The organism is Mycobacterium sp. SMC-19 (genome assembly GCF_045310815.1).
Classification (GTDB): Bacteria; Actinomycetota; Actinomycetes; order Mycobacteriales; family Mycobacteriaceae; genus Mycobacterium.
The window spans coordinates 332581-346695 of the sequence record NZ_JBJIAM010000001.1; the positions used below are offsets into that span (position 1 = coordinate 332581).

11 protein-coding genes are annotated in these 14115 nt (G+C 66.3%); 6 read left to right on the plus strand and 5 right to left on the minus strand.

Going from position 1 to position 14115, the window contains the following annotated elements; translation table 11 throughout:
* Positions 1–2 precede the first annotated feature (2 nt).
* On the minus strand, positions 3–2297 hold the full coding sequence (locus ACJH5R_RS01620; RefSeq protein ID WP_406781157.1) for an ATP-dependent DNA ligase: 2295 nt from the start codon (positions 2295–2297) through the stop codon (positions 3–5).
* A gap of 62 nt (positions 2298–2359) precedes the next feature.
* Here ACJH5R_RS01620 and ACJH5R_RS01625 point away from each other — a divergent pair, with 62 nt between their 5' ends.
* Positions 2360–3223 carry a Ku protein gene (locus tag ACJH5R_RS01625; protein WP_406781158.1) on the plus strand — a complete coding sequence of 288 codons (864 nt, stop codon included), beginning with the start codon at positions 2360–2362 and terminating at the stop codon, positions 3221–3223.
* Positions 3224–3228: 5 nt separating this feature from the next.
* On the opposite strand, the gene ACJH5R_RS01630 is transcribed toward ACJH5R_RS01625, so the two are convergent.
* The 3 genes from ACJH5R_RS01630 to ACJH5R_RS01640 all read right to left on the minus strand — a co-directional run bounded on the left by ACJH5R_RS01630 (position 3229) and on the right by ACJH5R_RS01640 (position 7199).
* Positions 3229–6045 (minus strand): RND family transporter, encoded by a 2817-nt coding sequence (locus ACJH5R_RS01630; RefSeq protein ID WP_406781159.1) that lies wholly within the window; start codon positions 6043–6045, stop codon positions 3229–3231.
* On the minus strand, positions 6042–6446 hold the full coding sequence (locus tag ACJH5R_RS01635) for an MmpS family transport accessory protein (RefSeq protein ID WP_406781357.1): 405 nt from the start codon (positions 6444–6446) through the stop codon (positions 6042–6044). The genes ACJH5R_RS01630 and ACJH5R_RS01635 overlap by 4 nt, the downstream gene beginning before the upstream one ends.
* Positions 6447–6593: 147 nt before the next feature.
* Complete coding sequence (locus tag ACJH5R_RS01640) at positions 6594–7199, minus strand: TetR/AcrR family transcriptional regulator (protein WP_406781160.1); 606 nt, start codon at positions 7197–7199, stop codon at positions 6594–6596.
* A 102-nt stretch (positions 7200–7301) separates the two neighbouring features.
* Here ACJH5R_RS01640 and ACJH5R_RS01645 point away from each other — a divergent pair, with 102 nt between their 5' ends.
* From ACJH5R_RS01645 to ACJH5R_RS01665, 5 genes are all read left to right on the plus strand, one after another.
* Complete coding sequence (locus tag ACJH5R_RS01645) at positions 7302–8093, plus strand: SDR family oxidoreductase (RefSeq protein WP_406781161.1); 792 nt, start codon at positions 7302–7304, stop codon at positions 8091–8093.
* A 67-nt stretch (positions 8094–8160) separates the two neighbouring features.
* Positions 8161–9237 carry a diacylglycerol kinase gene (locus ACJH5R_RS01650; RefSeq protein WP_406781162.1) on the plus strand — a complete coding sequence of 359 codons (1077 nt, stop codon included), beginning with the start codon at positions 8161–8163 and terminating at the stop codon, positions 9235–9237.
* Between the two features lie 72 nt (positions 9238–9309).
* Positions 9310–10548: an Nramp family divalent metal transporter gene (locus ACJH5R_RS01655; protein WP_406781163.1), complete on the plus strand. Its 1239-nt coding sequence runs from the start codon at positions 9310–9312 to the stop codon at positions 10546–10548.
* Between the two features lie 159 nt (positions 10549–10707).
* Positions 10708–12057 (plus strand): PPE family protein, encoded by a 1350-nt coding sequence (locus ACJH5R_RS01660; RefSeq protein ID WP_406781164.1) that lies wholly within the window; start codon positions 10708–10710, stop codon positions 12055–12057.
* A gap of 70 nt (positions 12058–12127) precedes the next feature.
* Entirely contained in the window at positions 12128–13057 is a 930-nt protein-coding gene (locus ACJH5R_RS01665; RefSeq protein WP_406756108.1) for a class I SAM-dependent methyltransferase, read from the plus strand.
* Here ACJH5R_RS01665 and ACJH5R_RS01670 read toward each other — a convergent pair.
* Entirely contained in the window at positions 13054–13971 is a 918-nt protein-coding gene (locus tag ACJH5R_RS01670) for an acyl-ACP desaturase (RefSeq protein WP_406756109.1), read from the minus strand. The two genes, ACJH5R_RS01665 and ACJH5R_RS01670, sit on opposite strands and share 4 nt — an antisense overlap.
* Between the last annotated feature and the right edge of the window lie 144 nt (positions 13972–14115).

Sequence of the window (14115 nt, forward strand, 5' to 3'; positions counted from 1 at the left end):
GGTCAATCCTCACCCACCACATCGTCGGGGGCCTTATCGGGCCGCAGTCCACGCCAGCTGGGCTGACGCAGTCGGCCATCGCCGGTCCGCTCGCTGAAGCGCACCTCCCCCACCACGGTCGGCTCCACGAATGTGACGCCCTTGGCGTCCGCCGTGGGAAGCGGTGCCCCGAAAGGTGATTCACCGGCACGCAGCGGCACCAACATCTTCTTCAGGGCGGCCAGCTGACGCTCGGTGAAACCGGTACCGACCCGGCCGACAAAACGCAGGCCGTCACCGTCGGGAATGCCCATCAGCAGCGACCCGATCCCCCCGCTCGTGCCTTTCCGAGCGCTCTCCCTTCTGGCCCGCCAGCCGCCGATCACCACCTCCTGGGTCCGCCAATACTTCTCCTTGACCCACGCCGTCGAACGACGCCCGGCCTGATAGGGCGAATCCCACTTCTTGGCGACCACCCCTTCCCAGCCCAGCCGGCGAGACTGGTCGAGCGCCTTCGCGCCGTCGGACGTCAGGAGGTCTTTGACCACCAGATCGGTTCCGCGCGCAAGGGTTTCCAGGAGACGGCGACGATCTCGATAGGCCACCCGCAGCAGCGGGCGCCCGTCGAGAAAGAGCAGGTCGAAAGCCCAGAACTGCAGGCGGGCCGAACGGGCGCTGTTCTGCATCTCGGCGAAGCTGGGGACACCGTGGTCGTCGAGCGCGACGAGTTCACCATCGAGCACCACGTGGTGCTCGGCCAGGTCGGCGGCTGGAAACGGCAGCTGCGGGTATTCGCCGGTGACGTCGCGTCCGCTGCGGGCACGCAATCGGACCCGGCCGTGGTCGGCTTCCACCAACAGCCGGTACCCGTCCCATTTGCCTTCGAATGCCCACTGGCCGGCGTCCAAGCGCGTCACCGAGCCGTGAGTGGCCAGCATCGGCGCCAGCTCGTTGAACGTGAATGCCTGCTGGTCTTTCATCCGGTGCGCCAGCCACTGATCTCCGCCGGTACGGATCAGTGCGTATCGCCCGGAGATCCGGCTGCCGGCCAGTACGACGATCACCTCCCCCTTCTCGGGGGTGTCCTCGAACTTCTCGGTCACGTAGGTACCCGAATCCCAGATATTCACCGTGCCGGCGCCGTACTCGCCTTTGGGGATGGTTCCTTCGAAGCGGCCGTACTCCAGCGGATGGTCCTCGGTGCGCACCGCGAGATGGTTGACCGACGTCGTGTCGGGGAGGTTCTTGGGCACCGCCCAGCTCATCAACACCCCATCGCGCTCCAGCCGGAAGTCGTAGTGCAGCCGGCGGGCGTGGTGCTCATGGATGACAAAGCTGTTGCCCTCCCCCGGCGCCGGTGCCGCGGCCGGGACGGGTTCGGGAGTCCTGCCTGCATCACGCTTGGATCGGTACACCGACAGTCGATCCTGCCCGGTCAGGGGGCGATCCAGGCCGGCCAACAGATCGCCGTCGCGGCCGACGCGGTCCAGCACCTCGTCAAACCGCAGCTGCCGCAGGTCCGGGTCGTCCAGCTCGGCCCAGGTGCGTGGGGCGGCGACCGTCGGGTGGTCGCGGCCGCGCAGCGAGTACGGCGCGATGGTGGTCTTGGCCGCATTGTTCTGACTCCAGTCGAGAAAGACCTTGCCGGCCCGCAGCTTCTTGGCCATGGTCGCGGTCACCAGCTCCGGCAGGGCGCTTTCGAGTTGTTGCGCAACGCGTTTGGCCACCGTGGCGGCACCGCTGCTGCTCACCGGACGCTCGAGGGCGGCGTACAGGTGCAAGCCCTTGCTGCCGCTGGTGACCGGGAAGGTGTCCAGGCCGAGCTCAGTCATCAGGTCGCGGATGGCGCGCGCCACTTCGGCGAGCTGGCTCATCGTTACGCCCTCGCCGGGGTCGAGGTCGAATACCAGCCGCGTCGCCAGACCTGGCTTGAGCACCTTCCCGCCGTGGGACCACTGCGCCTCGAAACGCCACTGCGGGACGTGAACTTCCAGTGCGGCCTGCTGGGCGATCCAGGCCAGGCCGTCAAGGTCCTCGACGATCGGATAAGTGGTGATGCCGGAGCGATGCTGAATTTCGGCGCGGGCCAACCAGCCCGGCGCCGAAGTGGCGAGCTGCTTTTCGAAGAACGATCCCTGATCGACACCGTTGGGCCAGCGTTTGCGCGTCACGGGGCGCCCCGCGATGTGCGGCAGCATCACTTCGGCGATCCGGGTGTAGTAGCCGTAGACCTCGGCCTTGGTGGTGCCCGTGGCGGGGTAAAGCACCTTGTCAGCGTTGGTCAGCTTGACCCGGGTCTGGACGGACTCAGCGGCCATCTCACCAACCTACGTCGCGCTAAAGCAGGTTATCGGCACTCTCGCGTGGGCATACTGGCCTCATGCGTTCCATCTGGAAGGGTTCGATCGCATTCGGTCTGGTCAATGTGCCGGTGAAGGTCTATAGCGCCACCGAAGACCACGACATCAAGTTCCGTCAGGTGCACGCCAAGGATCACGGGCGGATCCGCTACCGGCGGGTGTGCGAGGAATGCGGGGAAGTCGTCGACTACGGCGACATCGCGCGGGCCTATGAATCCGATGACGGCCGGATGGTCGTGATCACCGACGACGACATCGCGAACCTTCCCGAGGAGCGCGACCACGAGATCGCGGTGCTCGAGTTCGTCCCCGCCGGCGACCTGGACCCGATGCTCTATGACCGCTCCTACTTCTTGGAGCCGGCCACAAAGTCGATCAAATCCTATGTGCTGCTGGCCAAGACACTCGCCGAGACCGATCGGGTGGCGATAGTTCATTTCACGCTGCGCAACAAGACCCGGCTGGCGGCGCTGCGGGTCAAGGATTTCTCCAAGCGCGACGTGATGATGGTGCACACCCTGCTCTGGCCAGACGAGATCCGCGACCCGGACTTCCCCGCACTGGACACCAAGGTGGAGATCAAGCCGGCCGAGCTGAAGATGGCCGGGCAGGTGGTCGACTCGATGGCCGACGATTTCGACCCCGACCGGTACCACGACACCTATCAGGAGCAGTTGCAGGAGTTGATCGCGGCCAAACTCGAAGGCGACGAGGCGTTCACCCCCGAGGAGCGCCCGGCTGAACTGGATGCGACCGAGGATGTTTCCGACCTGCTGGCCAAACTCGAAGCCAGCGTGAAGAAGCGGTCGTCCGCCGAGAAGAACCCGGCCAAGAAGACGGCCGCGAAGAAGGCTCCGGCGAAGAGAGCGGCGGCCAAGAAGTAACGGGCTTAACCGCTCGCAGTCACCGCGGGCCGCTGACGCACCCGTTGCGGCCACCAGAACCAGCGTCCTAGCAGCGCCGCGACGGACGGCGTCATGAACGATCGCACGATCAACGTGTCGAACAGCAGGCCGAGCGCGATCGTGGTGCCGATCTGGCCGAGGATCCGCAGGTCGCTGAAGATGAACGAGGCCATGGTCGCGGAAAACACCAGCCCGGCGGCGGTCACGACCGAGCCCGTGCCCCCCATTGCCCGGATGATCCCGGTGTTTATGCCGGCGCCGATCTCCTCGGAGAACCGCGAGATCAACAGCAGGTTGTAGTCCGAGCCCACCGCCAGCAACAGAATGACGGCCAGGGCCAACACGATCCAGTACAGATGGATGCCGAACAGGTACTGCCACACCAGCACCGACAGCCCGAACGAGGCGCCCAGCGAAAGCGCCACGGTGCCCACGATGACGATCGCGGCGACCAGGCTGCGGGTGATGATCATCATGATCAGCAGAATCAAGCTCAGTGCGGCGATTCCGGCGATCAGCAGGTCGTAGCGGGCAGCGTCGGCGATGTCCTTGTAGGTCGAGGCGGTGCCGGCGAGATAGATGTGTGAGCCCTGCAACGGGGTTCCCTTGACCGCTTCTTTGGCGGCATTGCGAATCGAATCGATGTGCGCGATGCCCTCGGGGGTTGCCGGATCACCCTCGTGGGTGATGATCATCTGCGCCGCTCTGCCGTCCGGCGACAGGAACAACTTCATCCCGCGTTTGAACTCGGCGTTGTCGAACGCTTCGGGCGGCAGGTAGAAGGAGTCGTCGTTCTTGGCTTCGTCGAAGGCCTGGCCCATGGCGGCCGGGTTGTCGTTGGCGGCGGCGGACTGGTCGCTGATCCCGGAGTTGGTGGCGTAGTTGTTCAGCGCCAGATCGCGGTTGACACGCTGACTTTCGATCTGGGACGGAATCAGCTCCACCAACTGCGGTTGCAGGGCGTCCAACTTGTCCAAGGTGGTCGTGAGCTGTCCGAGTTTCTCGCTGAGCTTGTCGATGCCGTCCTGCAGGTCGAACACGTTGCGCAGCGCCGCACACACCGGGATGTCGTAGCAGTGCGGTTCCCAGTAGAAGTAACTGCGGATCGGACGGAAGAAGTCGTCGAAGTTCGCGATCTGGTCACGCAGATCGTTGGTGAGGTCGACGGTGTCGTGAAAGCTCTGGGTCTCGGAGTGGGTGGCGTCGGCCAGCTGCTGCTGCAGCGCGTATTGCTGTTCCAGCGTGTGGATCGACTTCTCGGCTTCGGCCGCCTGCTTGAGCAGATCGGCCGCCCGATCCATCTGGTACTTCAGATTCTGGGTCTGGGCGACACTGCCCTGGCCGACCGAAAACGGTATCGACGTGTGCTTCAGCGGTGTGCCCAACGGGCGTGTCATCGACTGCACCTTGGCGATACCCGGCGTGTGGAACACGGCCTTAGCGACGCGTTCCAAGACCAAGAAGGACGCCGGGTTGCGCAGGTCGTGGTCGGCTTCGATCATCAGCAGCTCGGGGTTCAGCCGAGCTTGCGAGAAGTGGCGTTCGGCGGCCGCGTACCCGATGTTGGCCGGGGCACGATCCGGCATGTAGATCCGGGCGTCGTAGCTGGTCTTGTAGCCCGGCAGGGCCAGCAGCCCGATCAGGGCCACGCCGCACGCCACCACCAGGATCGGCCCGGGCCACCGGACGATGGCGGCACCGATCCGGCGCCAGCCGCGGGTCCGCATCGCCTGGGTGGGCTCGAAGAATCCGAACCGACTGCCCAGCGTGAGCACCGCCGACGTCAGGGTGAGCGCGGCGATCAGCGCGACGAAAATGCCGATGGCGGCGGGCAGCCCCAGGGTGTGGAAGTAGGGCAGCCGGGTGAAGGTCAGGCAGTACACGGCACCGGAAATGGTCAGGCCCGAGCCGATCACGACGTGGGCGGTGCCGCGGTACATGGTGTAGAAGGCCGTCTCGCGATCTTCACCAGCCGCGCGCGCCTCCTGGTAGCGGCTGATGATGAAGATCGCGTAGTCGGTTCCCGCGGCGATCGCCAGCAGGGTCAGCAGATTCGTTGAGTACGTTGATAATCCGATGATCTCGCGGTACCCGAGCAACGCGACGAATCCACGCGCGGCAGCCATCTCGATGGCCACGGTGAGCAGCGCGAGCACGGTGGTGCCGACCGAGCGGTAGACCGCGAACAGCATGAGCGCGATCACCAGGAAGGTGATCGCGGTGACCTTGTTGGTGCCCTCGCTACCGACCGAGAACTGGTCGGCGACCAGCGGGGCCGCGCCCGTAACGTAGGCGTGAACGCCGGGCGGCGCCGGCGTCTGCTCGACGATCGCGCGGACGGCGGCCACTGACTCATTGGCCAACGTCTCGCCCTGGCTTCCGGCCAAAAACACCTGCGCCAGTGCCGCTTTCCCGTCGTTACTCTGCGAGCCGGCGGCAGTCAGCGGGTCGCCCCAGAAGTCCTGGATGTGCTGGACGTGACGGGTGTCGTCCGCAAGCTTGGCGACCAGGGTGTCGTAGAACCGGTGGGCGTCGGCACCCAGCGGCGCCTCGCCTTCGATGACGATCATCGCCGCGCTGTCGGTGTCGTACTGCTGGAACACTTTTCCGATGCGCTTCGCCGCCTGATACGACGGCGCGTCGTGCGAGCTCATCCCCACGTTGTGGGCTTCGGCCACGACCTCCAGTTGCGGCACGAGGCTGTTCGTCACGGCGGCCAGCGCCACCCAGAACAGCACGATCGGCAGCGCCAGTCGGCGGATGGTGCGTGGCCAGAACGGCGGCCGGCCGGACTCGCTCATCCGGACTTGTCCAGGCAGTAGATGTAGGCGCTCACGGCGTTCGCGGTCCTCTCGTCCTTGAGCTCGCCGTCGATCACGATGCGACAGCCCAGCGTGTCGCCGTTGCCCTGTGCCCGCAGATCGGCGATGACGGCCGGCTCTGTCGTCGTCGCCTGATATCTCCAGGGCAACGGGGCATCGATGACCTGCACAGGAGCGGCATTGACATCGAGATAGTTGATGGTGGCCACCGCCCCCGGTGCGCCGAAGACCTCGTAGACGACGTCCTTGGGGTTGAACGGGACGATGTCCTCGGCGGCGTCACTACTAGTCGATGTGGTGTCACCCGAGCCGAAGATGCCGTGCAGTCGGTATACGCAGAACGCCGCGACGGCGACTACCGCGACCGCCACCAGAACCATCCACCCGCGCCGGACCAGGAGGAAAAGCGACGGTCTCTTCACCGGAAGCCTCCCGGTATCGGTGGGCTGCTCGAATGAAAATTAGCGTACGGTACCGAACCGTACGGTTCAATAGCGCGCCGCGCCCCGATGGCGCGCGAGGCGACGTCAGTCGGCGCGGCGGGTAAGACCCGGCAGAACCACCTGATCGACGAGGTCGGCCACGGTATGCGCCGTGGGCATCCGGCCCGAGACCAGGGACCGGAAGATCAGATATCCCGGCAACACGTCCCACAGGTCGTCGTCGATGGCGTCGGCGCCGATCTCCCCGCGGTCGACGGCTTGCCCCAGAATGTGCAGGACCAGCGCCTTGCGCTGATCGACGAAGTTACTCTGCATCACCTCGTTCAGCGCCGGGTTCCGCGACACCTCCACCAGAACCGCACGCAGCGTGCCGGCATGCTGCGCGACCTGTTGGCAGACCAACTCGCCCAGCCGCAGCAGATCGCCGCGCAGCGTGCCGGTGTCGGGCGGGACCGCGACCTGGCGGATGCCCTCGGTGAATGCGGCCAACACCAACTCGGCCTTCGACGGCCAACGCCGGTACACGGTGGCCTTGCTCGCTCGCGCGGCAGCCGCGACAGCATCAACCGTCAGCCGGTCGTAGCCGTTCTCCTGCAGCAGCGCCAGGGTGACTTCCAACAGCTCGACCTCACGCGGCGACCACGTCTGGGCGCCCGCAACGTCGATGTCCTGGCTCACGGCATCAACCATAGAATGCCGCCGACGTACCCACGGGACAACGCCCAACGACAAATTAGAACGTGTTGCAGAAAACTGCTTCACGGCGTTGTCAATTCTTGTTACGGTGGCGCGGTGATATTCGACAAATTCCGAATCGACAACCAAACAGCCGTGGTCACCGGCGCTGGCCGGGGCTTAGGCGCCGCCATCGCGGTGGCATTCGCCGAAGCCGGCGCCGACGTGGTGATCGCATCGCGCACCCAATCCGAACTAGAGGCCGTCGCACAGCAGGTCCGCGCGGCGGGTCGTCGTGCCCACATCGTGGTCGCCGATCTGGCCCAGCCCGAGGAGACGGCCAAGCTGGCCGCCGAAGCGGTCGAGGCGTTCGGCAGGCTCGACATCGTCGTCAACAACGTCGGCGGAACCATGCCCAACACCCTGCTGACCACGTCGACCAAAGACCTCAAAGACGCGTTCACGTTCAACGTCGCCACCGCCCATGCGCTGACCATCGCGGCGGTGCCGCTGATGCTGGAGCACTCCGGTGGCGGATCGTTCATCAACATCACCTCCACCATGGGCCGGGTGCCCGGGCGCGGATTCGCCGCCTACGGCACCGCCAAGGCCGCGCTGGCCCACTACACCCGGCTGGCCGCACTGGACCTGTGCCCGAAGATCCGCGTCAACGCCATTGCCCCGGGATCGATCATGACCTCGGCGCTGAACGTGGTGGCCGCCAACGAAGAGCTGCGCACCCCGATGGAGAAGGCCACGCCGATGCGTCGTCTCGGTGACCCCGAGGAGATCGCGGCCGCCGCCCTGTACCTGGCTTCCCCGGCCGGTAACTACCTGACCGGCAAGGTGCTCGAAGTCGACGGCGGCATCACCTTCCCGAACCTTGACCTGCCCGTCCCGGACCTGTGAGGAACTGCTGACCTATGACGACCGCAACGACGATGCAGAGCGAAGCGATGAGGAGGAGTGGCGAACGATGACACTGCGTGTTGCTCAGATCGGCACCGGCAACGTCGGTGTCCACGCACTGAAAGCGCTGATCACCAACCCCGAGTTCGAACTGACCGGGGTGTGGGTGTCCTCGGACGCCAAGGCCGGTAAGGACGCCGCGGAACTGGCCGGCGTGGAGACGGCGACCGGCGTGACCGCGACGACCGACCTGCAGCAGGTGCTCGACACCAAGCCCGACTGCGTGGTCTACACCGCGCTGGCCGACAACCGGCTGGTCGAGGCGCTGGAGGACTTCAAGCGCATCCTGAACGCCGGCATCAACGTCGTCGGCAGCAGCGCGGTGTTCCTGCAGTACCCGTGGAACGTCATCCCCGCGGAGATGCTGACCCCCATCGAGGACGCCGCCAAGGCCGGCAATTCGAGCTTGTTCATCAACGGCATCGACCCGGGCTTCGCCAACGACCTGCTGCCCCTGGCGCTGGCCGGCACCTGCCAGAGCATCCAGCAGATCCGCTGCATGGAGATCGTCGACTACGCCACCTACGACAGCGCGGCCGTCATGTTCGACGTGATGGGCTTCGGACAGTCGATGGACGAGACCCCGATGCTGCTGCAGCCCGGCGTGCTCAGCCTGGCGTGGGGTTCGGTGGTGCGCCAGCTCGCAGCCGGCCTGGGCCTGGAACTCGACTCGGTCGAGCAGTCCCACATCCGGGTGCCCGCGCCGGAGGACTTCTCGATTTCCTCGGGTGACATCGCGAAAGGCACCGCCGCGGCGTTGCGGTTCGAGGTACGCGGGATGGTTGACGGCAAGGCCGCCGTGGTCCTCGAGCACGTCACGCGGCTGCGCGAAGACCTGTGCCCGGACTGGCCGCAGCCGGCCCAGGAAGGCGGTTCGTACCGCGTCGAGGTGACCGGGGAGCCGTCGTACGCGCTGGACCTGTGCCTGTCCAGCCCCAACGGCGACCACAACCACGCCGGCCTGGTGGCCACCGCGATGCGGGTCGTCAACGCGATTCCCGCGGTGGTTGCGGCCGAGCCGGGCATCCGGACCACGCTGGACCTGCCGCTGGTCACCGGCCGCGGCCTCTATAACGCCGGCTGACCACAGCGGCGCCGTGACCGCGGACCGTCGGCGAAATTCCGGTTACCCTGACTTTCCTGTTCGTTAATCCGGATGGAAAGGGTGTCGGTGGCCGCAGACACCGCGGTTCGACTGAAGCCGGGCTGGGCATTGCTCGGCCCGGCTTTCGTCGCTGCGATCGCCTACGTTGACCCGGGCAACGTTGCCGCCAACGTCAGCGCGGGAGCGAAATTCGGTTTCCTGCTGGTGTGGGTCATCGTCGCGGCCAACATCATGGCCGCGCTCGTGCAGTACCTGTCGGCCAAGCTCGGATTGGTGACCGGACGCTCGTTGCCGGAGGTGATCGGCGCCCACAGCCGAAAGCCGGTCCGGATCGCCTATTGGTTCCAAGCCGAATTGGTAGCCATGGCAACAGATCTCGCCGAAGTGGTGGGCGGTGCGATCGCGTTGAACCTGATCTTCGGACTACCGCTGGTGCTTGGCGGCCTCATCACCGGGGTGGTGTCGATGGCGCTGCTGGCGGTCGGTGACCGGCGCGGGCCGCGGGTTTTCGAGCAGGTGACCAGCGGGCTGCTGATCATCATCGCCATCGGATTCCTGGCCAGCCTGGTGGTCGCCCCACCGGCGCCCGCCGACGTCGCGGCGGGCCTGCTGCCCCGCTTCGACGGCACCGAGAGCGTGCTGCTGGCCACCGCTATCCTCGGCGCGACGGTGATGCCGCACGCGGTGTACCTGCACTCAGGCCTGGCCCGCGATCGGCACGGGCAGCCCGAACCCGGACCGGCGCGACGACGGCTGCTGCGAGTGACGCGCTGGGACGTGGGCCTGGCGATGCTGGTGGCCGGAACGCTGAACCTGGCCATGCTGGTGGTGGCCGCCAACAACCTGCGCGGCATGGACGACGCCGGTTCCATCGAGGGTGCACACGCCGCGGTCGGCAACACCCTGGGGCCGACAGTCGCACTGTTCTTCGCGATCGGACTGCTGGCCTCGGGATTGGCGTCGACCTCGGTGGGCGCCTATGCCGGCGCGATGATCATGCAGGGCCTGTTGCGGGTGTCGGTTCCGCTGCTCTGGCGCCGGTTGATCACGCTGGGCCCGGCGCTGGCGATCCTGGCCCTCGGAATCGAGCCCACCCGGGCACTGGTGATCTCGCAGGTGGTGCTGTCCTTCGGCATCCCGTTCGCGCTGGTACCGCTGATCCGGGTGACCGGCGACCGGGCGCTGATGGGTGCCGACGCCAACGGGCCGCTGACCTCGGCCGTCGGTTGGGCGATCACCGCGGTGATCGGGACGCTCAATGTGGCGCTGATCTATCTGACCGTGCGCTAGGTGTACTGACCTGACGGCTCCACCTTTCCTGCCGAGCGTTCTTTCGACGTTAACTCCTGCGCCGCCCACCCTTCCCGCCCACGTCGATAACCGCTCCTAGCGTGACTATTGCGCGTTCGTCGTCGAAGTAGTTCGTCGTCGAAGGAGTTGATGGGCTAATTGCATCCGATTGCGCCGACGTGGCTGGCTTCGCCGCCCGAGGTCCATTCCGCATTGCTGAGCAGTGGACCGGGCCCGGGGGCGCTGATCGCCGCCGCGTCAGCGTGGTCATCATTGAGCTCTGAATACGCCTCGGCAGCGGCGGATTTGAACACCACCCTGGGCACCGTTCAGACCGGAATCTGGATGGGACCAAGCGCAGAACGCTATGTGACTGCACACCAACCATATTCGGCGTGGCTCATGCAGGCCAGCACCGACAGTGCGCGCGCCGCCGCCCAACACGAGATCGCCGCGGCGGCCTACGCCAGCGCTTTGGCCACCATGCCGACCATGGCCGAGCTGGCGGCCAATCACGCCACGCACGCGATCCTGGTGGCGACGAACTTCTTCGGTATCAACACCATCCCGATCGCCCTCACCGAAGCCGACTACACCCGGATGTGGATCCAGGCCGCCGTCACAATGGGCACGTATCAAACGATTTCGGACACGGCATTGGCCGCCGTGCCCCGCACACCGTCGCCGCCGCCGATCTTGGCGTTCGAGAGCGACGGAGGCGACGATGACGGCGGCGCCGGCGGCAACCCAGCCGACGCCCTTGCGGCCCTGTACGAAACCCTGGCGATCTTCCTCGAGATCGCCGACATCCTGGACGGCCCGATCATCGCGATCATCGTGGAGATCGTGAATCGCATCATCGAGGCCATCAACGCCGCGGCATCCCAGGTCGCGAACGTGCCACCCATGGCGCCGGTGATCGCGGCCGTGGCAAGACCCGTCACCGTGGTCGCGGCAAGGGTGCCGGCGGTGCTCATGGCGCCACCCCCCGATGACGTGCCGGCAGCGGGATTTGCGCCGGGCTCGCCGACTCCCGCCACCTCGGTCACTGCCACCACCCCGACTCCCGCCACCCCCGCCCTCATCCCGACAGCCGTAGCTATCGCTCCGGCTGTCCGCGCGGCGGCACCGTCTGGCCACGGTCCCGACAAAGGGTTCGGCCCCACGCTCAACGACCGGGAAGCGGCGCCCGCCGCGGGCGTTCGGACCCGGAAGGCCGCCTCGAGCCCAGCGCGTCGCCGACGCCGCACCGCGGCCAAGGAGCCCGGCGCCACCATGGCCATGGACTCCGAACCACTCGTACCCGATGCACCAACGCCCCCACCGTCGACGGCGGCGTCCGACCGTAACGCGGGCGCCTTGGGCCTGGCCGGAACCCAATCGCGAGGCAGCGGGGAACCCGCAACCGGCTTGGCGACGTTGGACGAGGACGCCTTCGGCAGCGGCCCGACGGTTCCGATGCTGCCCACCACCTGGACCGCGGAGCCGAAACCACCGTCCGGTTCGTAAGTTTGTTAAATAGACTAATTAATTGCTAGACTAAGCAAATCGCCCTGTCCATCACCTCAAGGAGCGCTCAATGGCACGCACCGACAACGACACCTGGGACCTGGCCACCAGCGTGGGAGCCACCGCGACGATGGTCGCCGCCGCCCGGGCGATCGCCACCAACGCCGACAATCCCCTGATCGACGACCGCTTCGCCGAGCCACTGGTCCGGGCGGTCGGCGTCGACTTCTTGACCAAATGGGCCGGCGGGGAGCTGGCGGGCACCGATCTCGACGACCACGAGTCCGGCTGGAAGCTCGGGCAGATGCCCGATGCGATGGCCGCCCGCACCCGCTTTTTCGACGCATTCTTCGCCGACGCCACCCAGGCCGGCATTCGCCAGGCAGTGATCCTCGCATCGGGTCTGGATGCACGTGCCTACCGACTGACGTGGCCCTCCGGCATGACGATCTTCGAGATCGACCAACCCGCGGTGCTGGCATTCAAGACCGCGACGCTGGCCGACTTGGGCGCCGAGCCCACCGCCGATCGCCGCGGCGTCGCCGTCGACCTGCGAGATGACTGGCCGGCCGCGTTGATCGAGGCGGGGTTCGACCGCACCCAGGCCACCGCATGGATCGCGGAGGGACTGCTCGGCTATCTCCCGCCCGAAGCACAGGACCGGCTGCTGGACAACATCACCGCACTGAGTGCCGACGGCAGCCGACTGGCCACCGAGGCCATTCCGAACATCTCGGCGGCCCAGCACGAGCAGGCCAAGGAGATGATGCGCAGCGCCACCGAGAAATGGCGAGCGCACGGCTTCGACCTGGAGTTCTCCGAGCTCGGATACGAAGGTGAGCGCAACGACGTCGCCGACTACCTCAACGCCTTGGGCTGGACCTCGACGGGCCAGACCATGACCGAGTTGCTGACGCAGTACGGACGTCCGACGCCCGCACGGGGCGCCGACTCGGTGTCGATGGCCGACACGACCTACTACACCTCGATCAAGGGCTAGGCGGAGACGGTCTCGCGCGCCTTGGCCTTCTCTTCGTAGTAGGTGGCCCGCTCGTCGACCATCTTCATGAAGCCGATCACCTGCTCGCGAGCCTCGTCGCCCGCAGCACCGAAGTCGTTGCGCTCTTGGATCTTCCAGAAACGCAGCACCGGCTGGATGACGTCGTCGTGGTGGATGCGCAGGTCGTAGATGCCGGCCTTGGCGATCAGGATCGCGTTCTCCTGGAAACCGGGCATGTTCATCCCGGGCATTGAGAAGCCGAGCACCTCGTCGCGGATCGCGCACATGGCCTCGTCCGGGGCGATGTCGAGGGCCGCCTGCATCAGGTTGCGGTAGAACACCATGTGCAGGTTCTCGTCGAGGGCGACCCGGGCCAGCAACTGGTCGGCGAGGGGGCATCCGGAGGCCTTGCCGGTGTTGCGGTGCGACACCCGGGTGGCCAGTTCCTGGAACGACACATACGCCAGCACCTGCAGCGCGGACTTACCCCCGGCGTCATAGCCGGCGACGGTGTGCTGCATCCGCATGGTCTCGAGGTTCACCGGGTCGATACCGCGGGTGACGATGAGGTAGTCGCGCAGCGCGATGCTGTGGCGGCCCTCCTCGGCGGTCCACTGGCCCACCCAGGTGCCCCAGGCGCCGTCACGGCTGAAGGTGGTGGCGATCTCGCGGTGGTAGGACGGCAAGTTGTCCTCTGTCAACAGGTTCACCAGCAATGCAGCCTTGGCGACCGGGTCCAGCGGCGAGTCTTCGGGGACCCAGTCCTCGCCTCCGAGGAACGCGAAGTCGCGCCCCTTGCTCCATGGCACGTAGTCGTGCGGCAGCCACGGCTTGGCGGCCTTGAGATGCCGATTGAGGTTCTGCTCGACAATCGGTTCCAGCTCATGAAGCAACGCCGTCTGGACATTCACCATCGTTTTTAGTCCCCTCCTGATCGACAGGTGGGCTGTCGTTTGGCCCCCCAGCCAACCTACGGTCCCGTAGGTTTGGTCCACGGTAAGCAGCCGCGCCGACCCGTGTCAACCGTTAACTTAGCTGCCTTGGTGCGCTCCGTGCTG

Coding starts and splice junctions, on each gene's coding strand:
- ACJH5R_RS01635 (WP_406781357.1), bottom strand. CDS start 6,446: ATGGTTCTGGTGGCGGTCGCGGTAGTCGCCGTCGCGGCGTTCTGCGTA.
- ACJH5R_RS01630 (WP_406781159.1), bottom strand. CDS start 6,045: ATGAGCGAGTCCGGCCGGCCGCCGTTCTGGCCACGCACCATCCGCCGA.
- ACJH5R_RS01655 (WP_406781163.1), top strand. CDS start 9,310: ATGGAAAGGGTGTCGGTGGCCGCAGACACCGCGGTTCGACTGAAGCCG.
- ACJH5R_RS01625 (WP_406781158.1), top strand. CDS start 2,360: ATGCGTTCCATCTGGAAGGGTTCGATCGCATTCGGTCTGGTCAATGTG.
- ACJH5R_RS01665 (WP_406756108.1), top strand. CDS start 12,128: ATGGCACGCACCGACAACGACACCTGGGACCTGGCCACCAGCGTGGGA.
- ACJH5R_RS01640 (WP_406781160.1), bottom strand. CDS start 7,199: ATGGTTGATGCCGTGAGCCAGGACATCGACGTTGCGGGCGCCCAGACG.
- ACJH5R_RS01650 (WP_406781162.1), top strand. CDS start 8,161: ATGACACTGCGTGTTGCTCAGATCGGCACCGGCAACGTCGGTGTCCAC.
- ACJH5R_RS01670 (WP_406756109.1), bottom strand. CDS start 13,971: ATGGTGAATGTCCAGACGGCGTTGCTTCATGAGCTGGAACCGATTGTC.
- ACJH5R_RS01620 (WP_406781157.1), bottom strand. CDS start 2,297: ATGGCCGCTGAGTCCGTCCAGACCCGGGTCAAGCTGACCAACGCTGAC.